Source organism: Luteibacter sp. ME-Dv--P-043b (assembly GCF_030209605.1).
Lineage (GTDB): Bacteria > Pseudomonadota > Gammaproteobacteria > Xanthomonadales > Rhodanobacteraceae > Luteibacter.
On record NZ_JARVRT010000018.1, the window covers coordinates 21380 to 42633 of the forward strand.

Below are 21254 nucleotides of genomic sequence, written 5' to 3' on the forward strand. Positions count from 1 at the left end.
GCGCTGGCCGCATCGATTATGTCACTGCGGATCGAAGCGCAGGCCGAGGTGGTTGCCCACGGGTCGCTCGCGACCGGGAATGCCGGTGTGGATGGGACTGTTGACGATCGCGGCCGCGCCGTTCCGGCGCAGCACCATCGTCGACGAACCTCCCCCGTCCAGGTTCATGGCCGAGCTGGCCCCGAGGTCGCGGAGCAGCGCGGTCATTTCCTGCAACGGCATGCCTTCGCTGTAGCCGGTCTGGCGACCGTCGACGATCACCAGCCACAGGCGTCTGGCGGCCTTGTCGATACCGATCGCCGTACGTGGCTCGTTGTCCCTGTAGTAGTCCAGGCGGGGGCCTCCCAACGGACGTGCCTTGCCGTCCAGCATCAGGATCGGCCCGGCACCGACCGCCTCGGTGGTGCCTGCGGGACACGTCTTCGCCGCGATGGACAGATGGGCGCCATGGATGCACAGCGAGCCGTCGGAGCGCGCGTCCGTGCTGGCGTAGCCGGAATCCAGGTGACCCTGCGACATCGACACGCCATCCACCGTCACCGGCTGGCCGGGCTGTGCGACATACGGTTTATCGAGCAGGTGGCCGCCATCGAAAGGCAGGAAATAGGTGGCGTTTACCGCGGCGTCCAGGTGCTCGCGCTCGGCGAAGTCCGATGTCCGGGTGGCGACGAACTCGGTCGGCTTACCCTCGTCATCGTGTCCCGGTTGCCCGGGCGTGACGACGAAACGCAGGCCGGGCCGGGTCAGGTCGACCTCGAGGATATGGACCATCATCGGTCGCGGCGACGACAGCTGCCGGCGCGTGTAGACCAATCCGGGGCGTATCGTGGTCGGCGCCACGTCGCCTGCTGGTCGGTCGATCATCGGCTGGACGATCACACGATCGGCCGCGGCGTGCGCCGCAACGATGCGCTGGACCCTGTCGAGCAGGTCAGGCGACACCTGGAGCACGACATGCGGCGCATCGGTCAGGTCGAGTACGTCGCCCAGCGGTACGCACGCGGCACCCTGCGCGCATGTCGCCGTGGCGCGGTTGTCGGTGGCCATGGGCTCCCCGTTGGCGTCCGCGCGCACCGGCAGCACCAGCCAGGGCACGTGGCGGTGGCTGCACTCGGCGACAGCGGCACGCACGTCGTCGGGCTGTGCGCCCCAGCACCCGGCCGTGGCCAGGGTGGGTAACGGGACGAATGGCACGGCGGGGGCGCTACCGGCAAAGGCCACGCCGGCGCCGGCAACGCAGGCCACGGCCATCGACACGGCAAGCGCCCGTTGGGCCATGCCATGGCCGGGTGAAACACGCTTAGAAGACATAGTTGACGCCCACGAAATACGCACGACCGTTATCCAGTTCTTCCTTGACCAGGTCCTGGCCCGGCCCGATCAGGCGCGTCGGTCGTGCATTGGTGAGGTTCTTGCCCTGGACCAGTGCGCTGAGGTGCGGCGTGAAGGCATAACGCACCTGGGCGTCGTAGGTCAGTGTACGGGCGTAGTACACGTCGTTCACCGCGTTGTCGGTGGCGAAGCTGATCGGCATCTTGCCGGTGCGGTTCGCGCTCAGCTGGGCGTTGAACGCGCCGGCCGTGTACAGCAGCGAGGCGTTGAACACCGTTTTCGCGGCACCGGTGAGTGCGGGCAAGGTGCGCTGGCTGCCGTCACTCATGGTGATGGACGGGCCGGTCATGTCCAGCAGCGTGGCATTGAACGTACCGCCCAGTCCCTGCAAGGGCTCGGGCAGGAAGTCGAAGCGCAGGTCGACCAGGCTGAACTCGAGGCCCTTCACCCGCGCGCTGGCCGCGTTCTGCGCCTGCGTGGTCGTGACCAGGTAGGTACCGGCCAGGCCGGCCGGATTCACCTGCGACTGCGTACTGGAAAGGTTGATGATCTCGTTGCGGATGTGCTTGTCGAAGGCGGCCAGGGAGAGCATGGCGTCGGGCGTGGCGTACCACTCCAGCGACAGGTCGTAGTTGCTCGACTCACGCGGTACCAGCGACGGATTGGCGAGGGTTTGCGAGATCGTTCCGCCGGCCAGGCTCACCGTCGGCACGCCGTTCTGGGCCAGCGCGGCGTAGGAGGGCCGCGCCAGCGTCTTGCTGGCCCCGCCACGCAGCACCAGCGTCGGGTCGATCTGGTAGGTGAATACGGCGGACGGCAGCCATTTACCGTAGCTGCTGTCGCTGGTCTGCCGCACGGTATGGGTCAGGCTGTTCGCCGGCTGCGGCACCGCGTTGACGATGGTCTGCGCGGTGTGTTCGTAGCGCACGCCCGCCGTCGCGGAAAGTGCGTCGCCGCGATAGCCCGCCATGCCGTAGGCATTTTGCGTGGTCTCGTCTAGGTCGAAATCGCTGAGGGCGCTGTTGCGCGCATTGGTCGAGGCCAGGGCGTAGTTGCCGGGATGGGCGAGGAAATAGGCGGTCGCCTTCGCCGGATCGATCAGTAGCATGGTCTGTCCCGCGCCGTCATAGGGACGGTACAGCGTGTCTTCGACGCCGAGGGTGCCGAGCGTGACCGGGCGGGTCGGGACATAGCCCAGTTCGTCCAGATCGTAGCGCTGCTGGCGATGGATGGACTGCACACCGGTCTTGTAGCCCCAGCCGCTCGCATCCTCCTGCAGGTTGTGCGTGAAATCCGCCTTGAGTGTGCCGGTGCCCAGGCGACTGTGCTCGTCGCGCGACAGGTAGCTGGTCTGCGCGTAGTTGGATGGGTTCATGAAATACGTGGTGTTGGTCGGCGTGAACAGTGCCGTGTCGCCGGGCGACGCGTCGTAGCCGAAGCCGAGATTGGGCGACGAGGCGCTGGTGAAGACATCTTCCTGCGTGGTCTGCCGGTAACTGCCCGCGGCGTAGTTGGCCGTGACATCCAGCTGGCTGCGTTCCGCCGGTTCATACGTGCCGCCCAGCTCCGCGTACTTGAGGCGACGCACCTGGTCGTAGTGGTCGTAATCCGCCTGGGCCGCACCGCGCGCAAAGCTGCCGGTGGTCGGTGAGGTGAGTGTGGCGGGGCCCACGCGGGAAAGGAACTGCGAGCGCCGCTGCTCGTCGTTCTCGTGCTGGAAAAAGCCGCCGGTGAGGTGGGCGCGGGCGTTTTCCAGGTTGTCCCACTCCAGCTTGCCGAACACCGACTCGCGCGTGCGGACGTTGTCGTAGCTGAGCCAGCGGTGACGGTCGGGCACGGCGACCAGATCGTCCACGTTGTCGGACGGCCGCAGCACCGAGCCCGTGCCGGCGGCGTTCTGGCGCAGCGAGGCCAGCCGTTGCGTGCCGCCCGTGTACGGATAATAGCCATTGCTGTCCATGGCCGTATCCAGCGAGGACGAGTCCCGCCGGAAGTAGCTGGACGACAGCACGAAACCGAAGTGCTTGTCCGGACCGAAGCGATCGGTCACGGTGACCTCTGCCTGGCCCGAGGGCTTCGAACTGCCGACGACACGCTGGTTGTCCCAGCGCGACAGGTTGGCGCGCGTGGAGGCGAACAGGCCCGGCACGTCGAAGGCACTGCGTGTGCGCAGGTTGGTAATGCCACCGATGGCGTCGGCGGGAAGGTCGGGGGTCACCGACTTGTAGATGCTGACCTGTTGCGCCAGCGACGAGGGCAGCACGTCCAGCGATACGTTGCGCGTGGTGGTTTCCGTCGAGGGCAAGGCGATGCCATCGACCGTGACCGTGTTGTAGTCCGGGTTCAAACCGCGCAGGTTGAGGAACTGCGCTTCGCCGCGACCGTTGTTGATCGTCATCGCCACGCCGGGGATGCGTTGCACCGCCTCACCCAGGCCGAAATCCGGGATGGAGCCGATCTCATCGGACGAGATGCCGTCGGAAATGACTGGCAGGGAGCGTTTTTCCGCGACGGCTTTCTGTAGCGACAGCGCCTTGCCCGTGACCTGCACGGCTTCCAGCGACGTGCTGCCCGTGTCCTGGACCGCTAGCGGCGCGCCTTGCGCGATGGCCTGCCCGATAGCGAGCGACAGCACCGTGACGACCCACGGTGCGCGCACGGGACGGCGGCGTCCCGTGCGCGAAGATGACTTGGTCATGCGATTCCCCTGTGACAGTCGGCGCAGCCAACCCGCGCCCTGAATCGAATGTTACTAACGTAAAGTTACTTAATTCTTACGGAGGGCGTGAAGGGCTGTTTCCGCGCATTCGACCAAGCGTCATGGATAGTTCTCCATAATGTAACTAAAGGTGATTAATATACGCGGGCTCGCGCTCCTGCTTCCGTCAAGGAAGCCCATCCTTCCAACCAGGTAACCGATATGAAAACAATGCTTTCCATGCTCTGCATGGCCTCGCTGGGAACCGCCGCGTTTCTCGCCGCGCCGTCGGCTCACGCACAAACCTCCGCCTGCAACTTCAACGCGCATGCGGCGGCGGTTGCCGGTGTCGGTCCCACCGGCAACATCGTCGTACTGGCTCACCGTGGCGTCTGGGGGTTGGTAAAGGGAGCGCACAACGACCCGGAAAACTCGCGCGGGGCGATCGAGACGGCCCGCGACAGTTGCCTCGACGGCATGGAACTGGACGTGAAACTGACCAAGGACCAGGTGCCCGTGCTGATGCACGACTTCAACCTGGGCCGCACCACCAACGTCTACGCACGCAACAGCCCTGCGGCACAGAAATACGATCCGTACAAAAACACCGGCGACAATCCGACGGTGTCCTTCCTGACCGCGGCGCAGGTGACCGCACTGCAGCTGCTGGACAATCGCAACCGTGACCTCACCGGTTACCACGTTCCCACCGTCGAAAGCGCGTTGGATTATTGGTCGATCAGTCCCAAGGGTACCGTCGTATTCGACGTGAAAGACGTTCTGACGATGCAGAAGGTGATCGCTGCCGCACGGGCGTCGCTGGGAACACGCCTGGCTCCCCTGGGCGCGGGACTGTTCTACAAGCTCAATGCCACGATGTTCCCAACGTATGCCGCCTATCTTTCGGCTGCAGGCGCGAATGCGCATATCACGCCGATTCCTGTGTACACGCCCAACATGCTGGTAAAAATCGATGTCCCGGCGTCGTACGCGGACTGGGCCAAGCACGTGCACCATATCGAAATCGACATGAAAACCACCAACGGTCTTCTCAGTGACATCTACAACAGCGCGGAACGGAACCCGGGCATCAAGGTAGGCGTGTTCAACGCCATTCCGGATGCCGATCGCTCCACCGGGGAGTTCTTCAAGAATAACGGCCAGTGCTGTTACAAGCTCAACGACCTGCTCGTGGTCAGCCCGACGCTGCGCGACAGCACCGACCAGCGCGGTAGCTTTGGCTACGTCACCGACAACTTCGACATCATCACCACCGACGATCCGTTCGGCCTGCTCGATACGCTGTGAGCTGACGAACCTCGCGGCACTGCAACGGCGCGAGCCGTTGCAGTGTTCCGGTGCCACCCTGCGAAGGACGAATCGACGATGTCTCCCTTGCCTGGTCGCGGCCTTGCCTTGTTCTGTCTGGGCGCCGTGGTCGTCGCCTCTTATCTCCTGCACGTCGACGCCGTCGCCGTGCACGCCACCGATCCGGTCCGGGTCCGTAACGTCGACCCTCGCCATGCTTCCTTTTCTCGCGCGAACGACACGGGGCTGGCCCGTGCCGATCGTGCCCAACGGGTATACGCCGACACCGAGCGCCTCGCCGTTTGTCAGGCCATCGCCAACCAGTCCGCCGACGACGCCGTGCCCGTGGAAACGCCGGAGCCCGCGGCACGCCGGGTCGTCGAGGGATGTCGCGCACATCTGGCCGCGAGCAACGCGGATATCGTCTCGCGCCTGCAGTCCGCCGCCGATGCGGGCAGCCAGGCGGCGTCGCTGGATCTCGCCCAGCGACGCATCGACAGCGACGCGGCCGATCTGGATGCCGTCAAGGTGGACGTCAGCCCGGAGGAACTGGCCATGCTACGGGAACGCTACGCGGCCGATGTGCGCGCGCTGAGCGACCTGGCCCTGCATGGCGATGCCGCCGCGGCCCGGCAGTTCGCCGAACTCCAGTCGGCAGGAACGCTGCTGCCCCCCGATCCCGTGCGCGCTGCCGGCTGGCAGCTTTACGCCAGCATGATCGACCAGTCCGGAACGCTGGCCGATACCGACCTGATTCGCGACCCCGCCCTCGACGACTTGGGCCAGGACGACGCGCTGGCTGCCGTGGCCTACGCGCACGCGCTCCAGGGCGCTGCCAATCCCTCGCCGTGACATTTTTTTCATTGCTACCCACAAGGATTTCCCGCATGAACCTCAAGGCCCGCACGGTCACGATGTACAGCGTAGCCATGGCCTGCGCACTGGCGCTCGGCACCTGTGTTACCGCGAAGGAACTCGCCGATGCCGCCGCAGGCACGGCGGTGCCGCATGCCGTGACAGCGTTGCCGGCGGGGCAGATGCTGCGCTTCGGCGACACGGTGATGACCGCCGATGCATATCATCGCCTGGTGTCCGAATTACCGCCCCGGTTTGCGGAATACGAGCGTCGCCGATCACCCGAATTCGCCCTGAACTACGCGAAGAATCGCGTGCTCGCCGATGCCGCACGGCAGCAGCACCTGGAGAACGATCCGGGTGTGGCGGCGCGCCTGCGCATGGCGCAGGATGAAGTGCTCGCCGCCTCCCTGGCGCAGCACCTGGCCGATGACTACCACCCTGACGACGCCACGCTGCATGGTTATTTCGACAGTCACAGGACGGACTACACGCGCTACCAGCTCAGCCACATCCTGGTTCGCTGCGATGACGGCTGCAAGGATCCGGCAGCGAAGGCCAAGGCATGGGCGAAGATCACCGAGATCCAGCGTGCCCTGAAGGCGGGAGGCGACTTCACGGCACTGGCCACCGCTCGGTCGGAAGACCCGCAGACCGCCGGGCAGGGCGGCGCGATCGACCAGACGCTGGGTCGCTTCATCGCGCCCGAGTTCAAGGCCGCGGTGCTCGCGTTGAAGGAGGGGCAGATCACCGCGCCGCTGGCCAGTGCGCACGGCTTCCACCTGATCCGGCTGGACAACATCGACGCGCCGGACTTCGCTTCATCGCGCGACTGGGTACTGAAGGAAATGCAGGATACCCATGCCAGCGACCGTCTGCGGCAGCTGGAGACGCAAGCCGATATCCGTCTGAGCGCCGAAAGTTTCGACGAGACCGCCCCGGCGTCGCGCTGACCGTGCTTGCGATGCGGTGTCCGCTTTGAGGACATCGGTTCGTCCCGGTAAGGGACACCCGTGGGAACGAGGAACGCCGCGGCGGGTGCCGGAAGGACGCCGCGGCGCCTGGCACGTTTGCTGCACTGCGATCCGGAGCGGATCCCCACCGCGTCCCAACGGAGCAAGTTCATGCGAATGCTGACCTGGATTCATGTAGGCGACCTGCACGCGTCCGACGAAGACGGTTACGAAAGCCTCTCCCACCTTTCCGCCGTCGTGGACGATGTCAACGTGCGGATGAAGCACGGCGTCGACTTCGCCTTCCTGCCTGGCGACAACGCCAACCACGCCACGGCCGAGCAATACGCGCGCATCCGCGAGGTGCTCGAAGGCATGCCGTTGCCGTTGCACGCCATTCCGGGCGACCACGATTTCGAGGATGGCGACCTGGTGGCGTTCTACGAGGGTCTGGGTGGCGAGACGTTGCCCCGTCGCGTCACGGTGAACGGTCGGGCCTGCCTGTTCCTGGATGTCGTGTCCCAGGGCACGGGCGGCCCCGACTTCCGGCTCGGCGAGACCCAGCAGGCCTGGCTGGCGAACGAACTGACGCAGGCACGGGCGACCGGTGTCGCCCCGCTGGTCTTCATGCATGCCTACCCAGGCGACCTGGCCGACGAGGGCGAGGCGCTGGGGCGCATGTTCGCCGAGGCGGGCGTGGCATTCGTCGATACCGGACACACCCATTACAACGAACTGCTCAACGACGGCACCGTGCTATATGGCGCCACGCGGTCCACCGGGCAGATCGAGGAAGACGAAGGTACGCCGGGGTATACGGTGGTGAACGTCGACGAAGGCGTGGTGAGCTGGCGCTTCTGTCGCCTGCGCGACCCACGCCCGTTCGTGATGATCACGCAGCCGGCGGATGTACGGCTGGTGACCGATCCGGCATCGCCGCAGGTCGTCGATCCGTTCGGTGTGGTGCACGTGCGCGCCAAGGTATTCGGCGAGGACATCCGTTCGGTGACGGCCGGCGTGGCCGACGGCCCGATGGTGGCGATGTCGCCGGTGGCCGGGGAGGCCTGCGTGTGGGAGGCACGGATCCACGGGCCGGCCATCGATACGCAGGTCGCCGTCAGGGTGGTGGCGACCGACCGGCACGGCGTCGTCGGCGACGATGCCATCCTCGCCGTGACCCCGACGGAAGCCGCCCGGCGCGAGCGGCAGGACGCGGCCCCGGGCAGCGATGCACATGCCGTGGAGGCGTGGCCCGCGCACGGCATCCTGGGCAGCCAGCTGGGTCCGAACAAGCACGGGCGGCACTGGTGAGCGCCGCACCAGGCGCGCCCACGGCGCGCATGCCCGGGCAGCGTCCCCTCGAAGCGCTGAACTTCTTCATTGCCGATGTGCAGGCCGGCATCGGCCCGTTCCTCGGCGTGTTCCTGCAGTCGCTGGGCTGGACCACCGGGGCGATCGGCAGCGTCATGACGATGGGCGGCGTCGCGGGGTTGCTGGTGACGGCACCCGCGGGCGCCGTCATCGACGCCACGCGTGCCAAGCGCATGGCCGTGGTGCTCTCCAGCCTGTGCACCGTGCTTGCCTCGAGCATCGTCTGGTTCACGCACTCCTTTACGATGGTGGCAATCTCGCAGGTGGCTACGGCGATCGCCGGTGCGTTGATCGGCCCCGCTATCGCCGGCATCACTCTGGGCATGGCGCGTGCGCGCGGTTTCGACCGGCAATTCGGCCGCAACCAGGTGGCCAATCACGCGGGTAACGTCATCGGTGCGGCCTTGTCCGGCTTCATCGGCTGGAAGTTCGGCTTCGGCGGGGTATTCGTCGTGGCCGGCGTGTTCGCCGCGCTGTCCATCGGCGCGGTGCTGCTGATCCCCGCCAAGGCGATCGACCACCGTGCCGCGCGCGGCCTGGAGACCGATACCGACGACGACCATGCGCCGTCGGGCTTCTCCATCCTGCTGACCTGCCGGCCCTTGCTGCTGTTGGCCGCGGCACTGGCGTTGTTCCATCTGGGTAACGCGGCGATGCTGCCCCTCTACGGCCTGGCCGTGGTCGCGGGCGGGCAGGCCGATCCCAGCGCCTTCACCGCGCTGACCATCATCATCGCCCAGCTGGTCATGGTGGTGGCTTCGCTGGTGGCGATGCGGATGATCCGGACCACGGGTTACTGGTGGGTGATCCTCATCACCTTCCTGGCGTTGCCGGTGCGTGGCCTCGTGGCCGCGTTGTTCATCGGTCACTGGGGCGTGTACCCGGTGCAGATGCTGGACGGCATCGGCGCCGGCCTGCAGAGCGTCGCGGTACCGGCGCTCATCGCGCGCCTGATGCAGGGCACTGGTCGCGTCAACGTCGCACAGGGCGCGGTCATGACCATGCAGGGCCTGGGCGCGGCACTCAGCCCGTTGCTGGGCGGCATGATGGCCCAGTCGATCGGCTACCGCGGCGCGTTCCTCGTCCTGGGTGCCATCTCGATCGGTTCCCTCGCATTGTGGTTCCTCAACCGCCACCAGCTGCACGAGGCCTGCGGTCATCCAGGTAGCGGAAAAAGCGATCCGCGGACGGTACCCGCCGGGGGTGCGGCATGAGCGCGCCGTGGCTCGCCTGGGCGATCGTCGGCATCGCGACCGCCGGCGTGGTCGGCCGTCCGTTCAAGTGGCCCGAAGCCATCTGGGCCGTGGGCGGCGCGGTGGCCGTGGTCGTCTTCGGCTGCCTCTCGCCTGCCGCGGCCGGCTTGGCGGTCATGAAGGGGATGGATGTCTACCTGTTCCTGACCGGCATGATGCTGCTGTCCGAACTGGGTCGGCGCGAAGGCCTGTTCGACTGGATCGCCGCCGTCGCGGTCAACCACGCGCACGGGTCGCCCGTGCGCCTGTTCGTGCTGGTGTACCTCACCGGCATCGTCACCACCACGTTCCTGTCCAACGACGCGACGGCGGTGGTGCTGACGCCGGCGGTGTTCGCCATCGCACGGCGGGCGAAGGCGGAGCCGCTGCCGCTGCTGTTCATCTGCGCGTTCATCGCCAACGCCGCCAGCTTCGTGCTGCCGATTTCCAACCCGGCCAACCTCGTACTGTACGCGGGCCATGTACCGTCGCTCGGCGCGTGGCTGGCACGGTTCGGCCTGGCGTCGCTGGTCTCCATCGCGGTGACCTTCGCCGCGCTGTACCTGACCCAGCGCGACAAGCTGCGCGGATCGTGCGAGGCGCAGGTGGACGTGCCTCGCCTGTCGGGCCACGGCAAGCTCACGCTCGTCGCCATCGCGGCCACGGCCGTCGTGCTGATGGCCGTATCGGCATGGGACGGCAGCCTGGGCCTGCCGACCGCGATCATGGGTGTGCTGGCCCTGGTAGCGGTGTCATGGCGGAAGCGGGAAAGCCCGCGCGCCACGATAGCCGGCGTGTCGTGGGGCGTGCTGCCGCTGGTGGCCGGCCTGTTCGTGCTGGTCGAGGTGCTGGTCGCCACCGGCGTGGTCGGCCTGCTGGCGCACAGCCTGCAAGACCTCGCCTCGCGCAGCGTCACGCTCGCCGCCTGGGCCGCCGGCGCGGCCACGGGGCTGGGCGGCAACCTGGCCAACAACCTGCCGGTGGGCCTGCTAGCCAGCGCCACGCTGGCCCAGGCGCATGCCGCGCAGCAGGTCGTGGACGCCACGCTGGTGGGCGTGGACCTGGGCCCGAACCTGTCGATCACCGGCTCGCTGGCCACCATTCTCTGGTTGCAGGCAATCCGGCGGGAAGGGGAGGCGGTGGGCTTCTGGCAGTTCCTGAAGACCGGTAGCGTGGTGATGCTGCCGGCGCTGGTGCTGACGCTCTGGTGCGTGATCCGGTGAAGCGGGCCGCCGGCGCATGATGGGTCGGCGGGGCGTGTAGGAGCGCACGTACGTGCGCGACATGTTTTCGCGTCGATCCATGGGCTCACGCGCCAGGATGGGGGCATGGCCTCAACACATGTCGCGCACGTGCGTGCGCTCCTACATCCGCTGGGCCTAATCATCCCCCGGGCGCAACGGGCACGGAAATAATTCCGCAACATCCCCTGGATAATCTTGATGCAATCGGTTGCATTACATTTCATCCAGGGGCTCTCCGTGAACGACACTCGTATCCTCCGCAAGACCGTGCTGGCCTGCCTGGTGGCTGCCTGGTGCCAGGGCATCGCCGCGCAGTCGGCACCCGTGCCGCCCACCCCCGTCGCACCGGGCGACGACACGGCCCAGGCCGGGGATGCGCAGAAGATGGATGGCATGGTGGTGACCGGTATCCGCCGCGCCAACGACGCGGCGATCGACAGCAAGCGCGCCAGCACCAACATTTCCGACGTGGTCAGTGCCACGGACGTGCGTGCGCTGCCCGATGCCACCATCGTGGAGGCGCTGCGCCGCGTGCCCGGCATCTCGGTGTTGCCGGCCACGGACAACGAGCACCCGCGCGACGAAGCGGCCACCCCGGTCATCCGCGGCCTGGGTCCGTCCTACAACAACGTGACCATCGACGGCCTGACCATCGCGTCGCCGGGTACGCCCAACGGCAACCTTGGCTCCATCACGCGCGGCGTGCGCCTGGATATCCTGCCGTCCTCCATGGTGAGCGAGTTGCAGGTGGTGAAGACCTTCACCCCCGAGCTGGACCCGAACGCGACCGGCGGCGCGATCAACCTGAAGACCCGCAGTGCGTTCGAAAACGGCGGCAAGCCGTTCTTCACGATGGAGACCTCGGCGGGACATGCGAGCGAGAACGGCCGCCCGAGCGACCAGAGCGATCCGGGCTACCGCTTCAACGCCACGGGGAGCACCACGTTCGGTGACGAGCACCAGTACGGCTTCACGCTGTCCGGCAACTACCAGACGCTGAGCAGCTACACCGAAACGCACATGACCACCGACACGATCCACGAGAGCTACTACGACAACGGCGGTCATCTGCTCTCGGGAACCAACCTGGGCAACGGCTACGCGGTGCCGCAGCAGGACAAGTACTGGTATGTTGACGACAAGCGCGACCGCTACGGCCTCACCGGCAAGTTCGAGGCGAAGTTCAGCGACGACGTGCAGGGCTATGCCACGGCGGGCTTCTACTCGTTCAAGGACGACATGCAGCGCAACGAGCTGCTCATCGATCCACGCAATCGCAACATGGTGTACAACCAGACCCCGACCTCGGGCACCTATCCGGTGGGCGATGTCGAGGTGGGCTATTCCCACCAGGTGACCACCACGCGTACCAAGCTGTTCCAGACCGGCCTGGACTGGCATGTGGACGATCGCCAGGTGCTGAGCGCGAAGGCGTCGTGGTCGGATGCGACCTACGACGAGCCGATCCAGATGTACAAGTACATCACCGGTGCCGTGCGTCCTGCCGCCGTGCCCACCGGCACCACCGGCCCCGGCGTGACCGTCAACCCGACGTCGGCCTATGGCTTCACCTACGACACCTCGCAGTTCAACCAGCGGTTTCCGGTGTCGCCGCAGTCGTTCTACAACTACGGCAACTACAGCCTGTTGTACTGGCGTCCGGACTACAAGCGCACCGCGGAGGACAAGATCCTGACCGGGCGGCTGGACTATGCCTTCAACCGCGACGAATCCGATCGCGGGTTCGGTTTCGGCGCCGGCGTGGCGTATACGACGGACAAGCCGGGCTACAGCGTGTACCGCGACGAGTTCCAGCCAAACGCCACGGCGCCCGCGCTGAACATCGCCGATGTCCTGGCACCGTCCAACGCGCCCATGCGTTACCTCGGGCTCAACCTGATCACGATCGATCCGAAGAAGGCCAATGCCGCGTTGCGTGCGGTGCCGCTCAGCGCGTTCAACGCGACCGACCAGTCGTCCTTCAGCAACCAGGACAACTTCTCGCACCAGGAGAAGATCTTCGGGGCCTACGGTGACGTGGGCTACCGCTCGGACGACCTGGATATCCTGGCCGGCCTGCACTACGACGGCACGCGCCAGTCCACGGTGGGTCGCCAGCGCCAGCTCGACCCGACCACGGGCCTGTACGGCTACGTGGATGCGCCGACCCAATCGCGATACAGCTACCTGCTGCCGTCCGCGATCATGACCTACCACATCAACGACAACCTGGACCTGCGTGCAGCTGCCAGCCGCACGCTCGGTCGCCCGCCGTACGATGCGTACGCGGCGCGCACCTCGATCGGTTTCGTCAACACGGGCGATGTCGGCAACCCGAACGCCCAGGGCATCACGGTCACCATCGGCAATCCCCAGATCAAGCCACGCGTGTCGACCAACCTCGATCTGGCGCTGGACTGGCAGCTGCCGGGCGACTACGACGGCATGCTATCGGCGGCGGTGTTCAACAAGCGCATCCAGAACGAGATCTTCACGCTGTCCAACCTGGGCACGTTCGCGTACAACGGCACCACGTACAACAACGTGTTCATCAGCACGCCGTCCAATGCGTCGAAGGCGCACATCCGCGGGCTGGAACTGTCCGGTGTGCTCAACTCGCTCGAACCGATCGTGCCGTGGCTGTCGTCGTTCGGCGTCAGCGGCAACGTCGCCATGCTGGACGGTGGCCTTGAGGTGCCGTACAGCACCGGTACGACGACCATCGCGCAGCAGAGCCGGCATATCGACCGCCTGGTCGGGCAGCCCAACTACACGGCCAACGCGTCGGTGTTCTACACCCATGACGGCCTGGAACTGCGCGCGGCCTTCAACCGGCAGGGCAAGGCGCTGCGCTCCGTGGTCAGCAACATCGCCTGGCAGGACCTGTACTGGGCGCCGCGTTCGCAGCTGGACCTGTCGGCCACCTATGCGATCACCCCGTCGCTGAGCGTCCTGGCGCAGGTGAGCAACGTGACGCATACCCGCATCACCAGCTTCGTCGGCCCCCGCGAGAACCTGCTGAAAGACAGCTACTCGGTTCCCACGACATACTGGTTCGGCGTGCGTTACACGCCCAAGCTCTGATCCCGAGGAAAGACACCCATGCATCCCATGTTTCCGGCCCTGGGCATCGCCCTGTTGGCGATGGCCCTGCCGCTGCAGGCCACCCCCACGTCCATGCAGGCGACCCAGGCGCGGCTGGCACGCCCGGACGGCGGTCTCATCGTCGTGGCCCACCGGGGTTGCCACAACCCCGCGCCCGGGCACGGGTTTGCCGGCCATGCGCCCGAGAACTCGCTGGCGGGGTTGCAGCGCTGCATCGCCATCGGTGCGGACATGATGGAAACGGACGTGCGCAAGGCGGCCGACGGCACCCTGGTGATGTTCCACGACGACACGGTGGACCGGACCACGGATGGCCATGGCAAGGTGGCCGACCTGACCTGGGCCGACCTCTCGAAGCTGCGCCTGAAGGACGACGAGGGCCAGCCGGACATGGCCCTGACCGACCTGCATCCGTTGTCGCTGGCGCAGATCCTGGCCGCGGCGAAGGGGCGCATCATGCTCAACCTCGACGTGAAGGCGGCCGTCTATGTCGAGACGGTGGACGCGGTGCGCCGCGCGGGCATGGAGCGGCAGGTGGTGGTGAAGACGGAAGTGGGCGTGGACAGCAGCCCGGTGGCGGCGATGTCGCCGTTCGACCACGTCAACTTCATGCCCATCCTCATGAATGCCCACGGCGATGCCGACCTGGCCGCGATCGCGACGAAGCAGGGCGAAGGCGGCGCTCGACCGGTGGCGTTCGAGCTGCCGCGCATGCAGGCCGCGCAGCTCGCACCCGTGGTGGCCGCCGCGCGCCGCCTGCACGTGCGGTTGTTCGTCAACACGCTGTGGCAGGGCTTCGTGGCCGGCTACGGTGGCGATGCCGATGCCCTGGCGAATCCGGATGCCGTGTGGGGACGCCTGTTCCGCGAAGGCGTCAGCATCATCCAGACCGACGAGCCCGAGGCCGTGCTGCGCTACCGCGATGGCCTGGAGGGCGCGGCCCATGCAGGCTGACACCCCGGCGGCCACGGCGGACGACCTGCCGGATGCGACGCGCCGGAACTGGATAGCCCTCGGCGGCTCGGCCCTGGCCGGGTTGTCGTTGCTGGCGCCGATGGCGCCCGTGCGGGCCACGCCGCGCACGGTGGGCCACAAGTTCCTGGCCAACCGCCAGGTGCATGCCTTCGCCGGCAATACCGTCATCTGCCATGTACCGCAGCAGGATGCCGGCTTTGCCGCGTTCGACGCGTTGCTGGATATCTACCGCGAGTTTCCCGCCCAGGCCTTCATGGAAAAGGTGGCGGTCCTGCCGCCGTCGAGCTACCACATGACCGTGCTGGGCTGCGCGGACGACGAGCACCGCACGGCCGGGGTCTGGCCCCGGGACGTGCCGACGGACGCCACCATGGCGCAGTGCGACGCGGCGCTGGCCGGGAAGCTCGCGCTGTTCGACCTGGGCTGCGCCTTGCCGCTGCGGATGCGGGTGGACACGCAGCGGGCCGGGCCCACCGAGGGCCTGCGCATCGAGATGGTGCCCGTGGATGCGGCGGAGGAGGCGAAGCTGCGCCGGCTACGCGACCGGTTGTCGGAGGCCACCGGCATCCGCGCGCCCGACCACGACAGCTTTACCTTTCACCTATCGCTCGGCTACCTGGTGGCGGACCTGACCGCCGACGAGCGCAAGGCGTTCGAGGCGGCCCGCCGGCGCTGGCATGCGGACCTGGCACGCAAGGTGCCGGTATGGAACCTGGGCGCACCGGAGTTCTGCACCTTCAGGGACATGTACGCCTTCCGGCGGCGCTTCTACATCGCCTGATGACGAAAACCATCCAGAAACGGGTACGGCGGCCGATACACGGGGTGTAGCCTTGGTAAAAAGGGCTCGCTCTATACTTCGCGCCGGGCGAACGCCCGTCACTCGTCAGGGTTGGTGATCTAAGTGGAATGGCTCGCGGCGCAGGCGCATGCCGGCACCTTGCTCATCATCAATGCGTTGTTCGCGACGCTGTCCGCCATCATGTTCGCGGCCCTGCACGTCGCGCTGCGCAAGCGTCGCTACATCCAGGGCATGCTGTGGATGGCGGCCAGTCATGCCGGCATAGCCGCCGGCTTCATCGTGTTGATCGTGCCCGCGTTCCGTGTCGTCGTGATCGGGTCGAGCGTGGTGGGCAACCTCCTGATCGACCTGGGCACGACGTTCTCGCTCGTTTCGTTCTGGCTGTATCTCGATCGCCCGTTCCGGATCTGGCCTCTGATCGTCCTGGTCTCGCTGATGGGGCTGCTCGAAGTGATCTACGTGGGCGTGGTGGGCCAGTACTACCAGTTCATGATTCCGGCGGGCACCACGCTGCGGGGCATCCTCACCGTGACGGCCGGCGTCATGCTGTGGCAATGCCGTGACGAATCCCGGCGCGTCGCGGCCCGGGTGGGCGCCGCGTTCCATTTCCTCTGGGCGCTGGCGCTGCTGGCTCGTTGCCTGTGGTGGCTGGCCCATGCCGACATGGCTTTCCGGGTCGATCCCACCGCGAACTTCGGCCTGCTGACCCGGCTGCTCCTGACCTGGGTCATCACGCCGGGCTTCCTGTGGATGCTGACCCGGCAGTTCGATGCCGAACTGGTCCGGTATGCCAGCCAGGATGCGCTGACCGGCTTGTCCAATCGCCGTGTGATCTGGGAGGTGGGCCAGCGCGCCGCCGTGGATGCAGCCCGACGGCGCCAGCGGATCGCCGTGGTGATGATCGACGTCGACCATTTCAAGGGGATCAACGATCGCTGGGGCCATGTCGGCGGCGACGAGGCCCTGGTCGCGATCGCCGACCGGCTGCGCTTGCATGTGCCGCCACCGCACCGGCTGGGCCGCGTGGGCGGCGAGGAATTCATGGTGTTGCTGCTGGATGCCGACGAGTGGGCGGCGGGACTGGTCGCCGAGCGACTGCGCCAGGCGGTGGAGGGCGAACCCATCCTGCTCAACGCGCGCGACAGCCTGGCCTGCACGGTCAGCGTGGGGCTGCACGTGGCGCAGCCGGGCGAGGCCTGGAACGACATGGTCATGACGGCCGATAGCGCCCTGTACGCGGCCAAGCGGGGCGGGCGCAACCGGGTGGTGGTGTCATCGGCCGGCGGGTCGCCCACGGTGGCGATCGAGTCGAGGACCGCGACGGGCCAGGGTTACTGAGGTCGCGGCGGCAGCTTCAACTGCTGGCGCGCGCGACCAGTTCCGTCGGCAGCATGGGCTCGTCCGCTACGGCTTCGCCGGCGATGAGCCGGGTCAATGCATCGACCAGCGCCACGCCGCCGGCATGGATGGGCTGTCGCACCGTGGTCAGCGGCGGATTGAAGTGCGCCGAGATGCCCACGTCGTCGTAGCCGATGACGGATACGTCGCCAGGTACAGAGATGCCGTGCTCGTGCAGGACGCCCACGGCCGTCATGGCCAGGAGGTCGCTGCTGGCGAAGATGGCATCGATGGCATGGCCTTCTTTCATCACCGCCTGCATGACCTCGCGCCCCGAGTCCGGCAGGAACGACGTCGCCTTGATCCGGCGCGCGCCGAGGGATGCGCCGCCGGCCTTGAGGGCCTCGGTGAAGCCCTTGAGGCGCAGGGCCACTTCCGGTAGCTCGCGGTCACCCAGGAAGATGGCCTGCGTGCGGCCCTTCGCCACCAGATGCTCGCCGGCAAGGCGGCCGCCCAGCCGGTTGTCGCCACCGATGCTGCAGTATTGCTGCCCGGGAAGGTGGGCACCCCAGACCACGAACGGTACGGACCGGGCGGCCAGTTCGTTCAGCGCCTCGTGCTGGCGCCACTGGCCGATGAGGATGACGCCCGCGGCGCGGCCGCCGTCGACGATGGCGGCGATTGAATCGATGTGGTCGGCGGGAACGCGCGTGAGCAGCATTTCCAGCCCGCGCTCGGTCAGCGCGTCGGCCAGGCTGCCGATCATGGCGTGGAAGAAGGGGTCGGCGAAGGTCTGGCGGCAGTGGTCCTCGTAGGGCACCACGACGGCGATGGTGCGGTTGGTGCCGGAGCGCAACTCCACCGCCATCCGGTTGATCGTGTACTTGAAACGGGAGGCGACCTCGCGGACGCGCTCCCGGGTTTCCTCGCTGATGAGCGCGCTGCCGGCCAGTGCGCGCGATACGGTGGACTTGGACACGCCGCTCAGGCGGGCGATGTCCGCCATCTGCATCTTCTGTCTTGCCTTCGCTGGAGCGGTCTTCTTCGGCGTGCTTTTCTTGGGCGGCATGGCGGGCGCGTAGGGAACCTGACGGGAATACCCCGGATAGTGACCGCCCAGCCCGCTAAACTCAATTGTGCTTACTTCGTGGCGTCACGAACCTTGTCGGCCACTTCGCCCGCCTTGCGCTGCACCTTGCCGACGTTCTTCTCGGCGGCGCCTTCGACTTCGGCCTGCTTGTTGCCGGTGACCTTGCCGATCGCTTCCTTGATCGAGCCCTTGGCCTGTTTGATGCCGCCTTCGACGCGGTTCTTGTCCATGCGCTGATGCCTCGTTGTGGGTGTAGGGCCATCGTCTACCGGAGCGGATGTGCAGGCCACGTGCGGATGCATCAGGCGACCTGGTGCATTCGCATCGGCGGCACGGGTCAGCGCTTGCGTGGCTCGCGCCTGGCGTCTCGCCCGTGTACGCCGCGCTCGCGTGCCCAGACGATGGCCTCGCCACGGCTGTGCACGTCGATCTTGGAATACAGCGCCGCCACGTGGTTGCGCACGGTGTTGTGCGACACGCCCAGCTCGAGCGCGATGTCCTTGTCCGCGCGGCCTTCGGCGAGAAGGCCCAGCACGTCGCGCTCGCGTGCGGTGAGTTCGGCGATGCCCAGGCTTTCGGCCTGCAGCGGGCGGTTGCCCCGTTTCACGTTGGCGAGTTTCTCCAGCAGCGTCTGGCTGAACCACGAGGCGTCCTGCATGACGGCCTCGATGGCCGCCACTAGCTCCATCTCGGTGCGCTTGCGATCGGTGATGTCCATCAGCGAGACCAGGTAGCAGCGCACGCCGTGGATGCTCACGGTGTCCGCCGAGACCAGGCAATCGAGCGCGTCGCCATCCTTGCGCTCCACCGCGTATTCGACGTTGAGCAGGCTGCCGCTTTCTTCCAGCGCCCGGCAGAACTGGTTATAGGCCTGGTGCGTGGCGAACAGGCCGATCTCCTTGAGCGACCGGCCCATGATGTCCTCGGCGGCATACCCGGTGGTCTGCGTGACCGCGTCGTTGATCTCCACCACCTGCAGGTTGTCGGCATTGCAGATCAGGGTGGGCACCGGCGCGATGCGGAACGCCTTGGCGAAACGTTCCTCGCTCTGGCGCAGGGCTTCCTCGGCGCGCCGCCGAGGTTCCAGGTCCATGAAGGTGAACAGCATGCAGGCTTCCTCGCCGATCTCGATCGGCTGGCCCGCCACCACCACGCACTTGGTCGAACCGTCGGGAAGGCTGAGCTGCGCCTGCATCTGCGGCACGGTGGCGCCCTCGTTGAGGCGCTGCAGGCCCAGTTCGCGCCGGTCGGCCAACTCCAGCACGTCCACGTCGGCGACGGTCTTGCCGATCACGTCCTCGCGCGTGTAGCCGGTCATCTCCTGGAAGCCCTGGTTGACCTTGATGTAGCGCTTGTCCTCCAGCCGGCAGATCACGGCGGGCGCCGGGTTGGCGTTGAACGTGCGCTCGAAGCGTTGCTCGGCGCTGGCCCAGTCGCTGGCATCGGCGACGATCAGGGCGAGGCAGTCCGGCGCGCCGTCCGCGTCCGTCAGCACCAGGCTGCGCACGCGATGCACCCATCGGCGTTCCTCGTCGCTGGCCAGCACCACTTCGACGACCACGTCGTCGAAGATTTCGCCGGCGATCACCCGGTCGATCGGGTAGTTGCCTTTGGTCAGCCGGTGATTGTTGCGATAGCGCAGCCGGTAACGGTCTCGGTACTCACTGACCGTGGCGCCCAGCTCGGCCACGTCGCCAGCGCCGTGCATGGCGAGGGCGGCTTCGTTCGCCCAGGTGATGGACTGGTCGGGCTCGACCAGGATCACGCCCTCGGTCAGCCCGGTGATGATCTGCTGCAACTGGCGACGGTTGGTGGATCGGGGCGGGGCGGGCGGTGCCTCGCTGGGTTCAACGACCGACATCGAAGGTTTCCTCAGGAGCGTCAGGCGAATGCACTAGGCCGCATGATGCATCCGGATCAGGCGTCAAAGCGAGGGCATCCCCAGACTTGCCAACCTTTCCCCACAGTAACGAGGTAACGGTCATGGCTCTGGTCATGCGTGACAGGCTGGTTCCCAGGATGTCCTGGGGTGCGGCAATCGCCGGCTGCGTGTTTTCACTGGTGACCTATCTGGCGCTGGGCGTGCTGGGCACCGCCATCGGTGCGTCGACGATCGACCCGCTGCGCGAGGCCAGTCCGGTCAGCGGGCTGGCGACCGGCGCCGGCATCTGGGTAGTCGTCACCTCCCTGGTTTCCGTCATCGTCGGCGCGTTCGTGGCCGGTCGCCTTGCGTCGGTCGGCGGCGGCATGCATGGTCTGCTGACCTGGGCGCTGACCTCGTTGATCACCACCTGGCTGCTGGCCAGCCTGGCCGGTAGCGCCGCGGATGCCGCGGGTGCGGTGGTCGGCAAGGGGCTGTCGCTGACGGGCGCGGGCATCGCCGCCGCGGCGCCGGGTGTGGCCGATGGCCTGAAGGACCAGCTCGACAAGCAGGGCATCCATATGGACTGGAAAGACCTGCAAGGTCAGCTGGAGACCACGCTTCGCCAGACCGGCAAGCCGGAACTGAATCCGGAGACGCTCAAGGACAAGGCCGCCGATACGGCCGATGCGGGCAAACAGGCCGCGGTCAACGCCGCGCAGACCCCGCAGGGTGCTACCGACGACCTGGCCGCCTGGTTCGATCGCGTGCGCAGCGAGGGCAAGCCGGCGCTCGAGGCCGCCGATCGCGATGCGCTGGTGAACATCATCGCCGCACGTACTGGCAAGTCGCACGACGAGGCCGCGCAGATCGCCGACAACTACATCTCCACGTATCGCCAGGCGGTGGCGCGCTACGACGCGCTGAAGGCCACCGCCGAGCAGAAGGCCCGTGAAGCGGCCGACGTCGCCGCGCGCGGTGTCTCCCGTGCCGCCTGGATGACCCTGGCGATGCTGGTGCTGGGTGCCATCGCGTCGTTCGTCGCGGGTATCTTCGGTCGCCGCAGCGCCCCGGTCGTCGATGCCTGATC

The 21254-nt window shown here is 67.0% G+C and carries 16 protein-coding genes; 11 read left to right on the plus strand and 5 right to left on the minus strand.

What is annotated here, in order from left to right:
• Window positions 1-21 precede the first annotated feature (21 nt).
• Entirely contained in the window at window positions 22-1278 is a 1257-nt protein-coding gene (locus QRN34_RS11530) for a phosphodiester glycosidase family protein (protein ID WP_285404615.1), read from the minus strand.
• 22 nt (window positions 1279-1300) lie between these two features.
• Window positions 1301-4030 carry a TonB-dependent receptor gene (locus QRN34_RS11535; RefSeq protein ID WP_285404616.1) on the minus strand — a complete coding sequence of 910 codons (2730 nt, stop codon included), beginning with the start codon at window positions 4028-4030 and terminating at the stop codon, window positions 1301-1303.
• Window positions 4031-4252: 222 nt separating this feature from the next.
• Here QRN34_RS11535 and QRN34_RS11540 point away from each other — a divergent pair, with 222 nt between their 5' ends.
• The 10 genes from QRN34_RS11540 to QRN34_RS11585 all read left to right on the plus strand — a co-directional run bounded on the left by QRN34_RS11540 (window position 4253) and on the right by QRN34_RS11585 (window position 17213).
• Complete coding sequence (locus QRN34_RS11540; RefSeq protein WP_285404617.1) at window positions 4253-5338, plus strand: glycerophosphodiester phosphodiesterase family protein; 1086 nt, start codon at window positions 4253-4255, stop codon at window positions 5336-5338.
• A 78-nt stretch (window positions 5339-5416) separates the two neighbouring features.
• On the plus strand, window positions 5417-6190 hold the full coding sequence (locus tag QRN34_RS11545; protein ID WP_285404618.1) for a hypothetical protein: 774 nt from the start codon (window positions 5417-5419) through the stop codon (window positions 6188-6190).
• Window positions 6191-6225: 35 nt separating this feature from the next.
• Window positions 6226-7146, plus strand: coding sequence for a peptidylprolyl isomerase (locus QRN34_RS11550; RefSeq protein WP_285404619.1), 921 nt, complete (start codon window positions 6226-6228; stop codon window positions 7144-7146).
• A 171-nt stretch (window positions 7147-7317) separates the two neighbouring features.
• A complete protein-coding gene (locus QRN34_RS11555; protein ID WP_285404620.1) occupies window positions 7318-8457 on the plus strand; it encodes a metallophosphoesterase in 1140 nt (379 codons plus the stop codon).
• A 29-nt stretch (window positions 8458-8486) separates the two neighbouring features.
• A complete protein-coding gene (locus QRN34_RS11560) occupies window positions 8487-9731 on the plus strand; it encodes an MFS transporter (protein ID WP_285404979.1) in 1245 nt (414 codons plus the stop codon).
• Entirely contained in the window at window positions 9728-10972 is a 1245-nt protein-coding gene (locus QRN34_RS11565; protein WP_285404621.1) for an arsenic transporter, read from the plus strand. The genes QRN34_RS11560 and QRN34_RS11565 overlap by 4 nt, the downstream gene beginning before the upstream one ends.
• A 405-nt stretch (window positions 10973-11377) precedes the next feature.
• Window positions 11378-14077, plus strand: coding sequence for a TonB-dependent receptor (locus QRN34_RS11570; protein ID WP_285404981.1), 2700 nt, complete (start codon window positions 11378-11380; stop codon window positions 14075-14077).
• 60 nt (window positions 14078-14137) lie between these two features.
• Window positions 14138-15052: a glycerophosphodiester phosphodiesterase family protein gene (locus QRN34_RS11575; protein WP_285404983.1), complete on the plus strand. Its 915-nt coding sequence runs from the start codon at window positions 14138-14140 to the stop codon at window positions 15050-15052.
• On the plus strand, window positions 15042-15854 hold the full coding sequence (locus tag QRN34_RS11580) for a DUF1868 domain-containing protein (RefSeq protein WP_285404622.1): 813 nt from the start codon (window positions 15042-15044) through the stop codon (window positions 15852-15854). Before QRN34_RS11575 ends, QRN34_RS11580 begins: the two co-directional genes overlap by 11 nt.
• 123 nt (window positions 15855-15977) lie before the next feature.
• Window positions 15978-17213 carry a GGDEF domain-containing protein gene (locus tag QRN34_RS11585; protein ID WP_285404623.1) on the plus strand — a complete coding sequence of 412 codons (1236 nt, stop codon included), beginning with the start codon at window positions 15978-15980 and terminating at the stop codon, window positions 17211-17213.
• Window positions 17214-17229: 16 nt separating this feature from the next.
• On the opposite strand, the gene QRN34_RS11590 is transcribed toward QRN34_RS11585, so the two are convergent.
• The 3 genes from QRN34_RS11590 to QRN34_RS11600 form a co-directional block, all read right to left on the minus strand.
• Window positions 17230-18282, minus strand: coding sequence for a LacI family DNA-binding transcriptional regulator (locus QRN34_RS11590; protein ID WP_036141736.1), 1053 nt, complete (start codon window positions 18280-18282; stop codon window positions 17230-17232).
• Between the two features lie 71 nt (window positions 18283-18353).
• Entirely contained in the window at window positions 18354-18533 is a 180-nt protein-coding gene (locus QRN34_RS11595; RefSeq protein WP_285404624.1) for a CsbD family protein, read from the minus strand.
• A 107-nt stretch (window positions 18534-18640) separates the two neighbouring features.
• Window positions 18641-20164 carry a helix-turn-helix transcriptional regulator gene (locus tag QRN34_RS11600; RefSeq protein ID WP_285404625.1) on the minus strand — a complete coding sequence of 508 codons (1524 nt, stop codon included), beginning with the start codon at window positions 20162-20164 and terminating at the stop codon, window positions 18641-18643.
• A 122-nt stretch (window positions 20165-20286) separates the two neighbouring features.
• Between QRN34_RS11600 and QRN34_RS11605 the strand changes: the two genes are divergently transcribed.
• Complete coding sequence (locus QRN34_RS11605; RefSeq protein WP_285404626.1) at window positions 20287-21252, plus strand: hypothetical protein; 966 nt, start codon at window positions 20287-20289, stop codon at window positions 21250-21252.
• Window positions 21253-21254 lie beyond the last annotated feature (2 nt).

Bases quoted from the DNA above. Each gene is read 5' to 3' on its own strand.
- QRN34_RS11560 (WP_285404979.1), top strand. From the start codon at position 8,487: ATGCCCGGGCAGCGTCCCCTCGAAGCGCTGAACTTCTTCATTGCCGAT.
- QRN34_RS11550 (WP_285404619.1), top strand. From the start codon at position 6,226: ATGAACCTCAAGGCCCGCACGGTCACGATGTACAGCGTAGCCATGGCC.
- QRN34_RS11530 (WP_285404615.1), bottom strand. From the start codon at position 1,278: ATGGCCCAACGGGCGCTTGCCGTGTCGATGGCCGTGGCCTGCGTTGCC.
- QRN34_RS11605 (WP_285404626.1), top strand. From the start codon at position 20,287: ATGGCTCTGGTCATGCGTGACAGGCTGGTTCCCAGGATGTCCTGGGGT.
- QRN34_RS11590 (WP_036141736.1), bottom strand. From the start codon at position 18,282: ATGCCGCCCAAGAAAAGCACGCCGAAGAAGACCGCTCCAGCGAAGGCA.
- QRN34_RS11595 (WP_285404624.1), bottom strand. From the start codon at position 18,533: ATGGACAAGAACCGCGTCGAAGGCGGCATCAAACAGGCCAAGGGCTCG.
- QRN34_RS11535 (WP_285404616.1), bottom strand. From the start codon at position 4,030: ATGACCAAGTCATCTTCGCGCACGGGACGCCGCCGTCCCGTGCGCGCA.
- QRN34_RS11575 (WP_285404983.1), top strand. From the start codon at position 14,138: ATGGCCCTGCCGCTGCAGGCCACCCCCACGTCCATGCAGGCGACCCAG.
- QRN34_RS11570 (WP_285404981.1), top strand. From the start codon at position 11,378: ATGGATGGCATGGTGGTGACCGGTATCCGCCGCGCCAACGACGCGGCG.
- QRN34_RS11555 (WP_285404620.1), top strand. From the start codon at position 7,318: ATGCGAATGCTGACCTGGATTCATGTAGGCGACCTGCACGCGTCCGAC.
- QRN34_RS11565 (WP_285404621.1), top strand. From the start codon at position 9,728: ATGAGCGCGCCGTGGCTCGCCTGGGCGATCGTCGGCATCGCGACCGCC.
- QRN34_RS11580 (WP_285404622.1), top strand. From the start codon at position 15,042: ATGCAGGCTGACACCCCGGCGGCCACGGCGGACGACCTGCCGGATGCG.
- QRN34_RS11600 (WP_285404625.1), bottom strand. From the start codon at position 20,164: ATGTCGGTCGTTGAACCCAGCGAGGCACCGCCCGCCCCGCCCCGATCC.
- QRN34_RS11545 (WP_285404618.1), top strand. From the start codon at position 5,417: ATGTCTCCCTTGCCTGGTCGCGGCCTTGCCTTGTTCTGTCTGGGCGCC.
- QRN34_RS11540 (WP_285404617.1), top strand. From the start codon at position 4,253: ATGAAAACAATGCTTTCCATGCTCTGCATGGCCTCGCTGGGAACCGCC.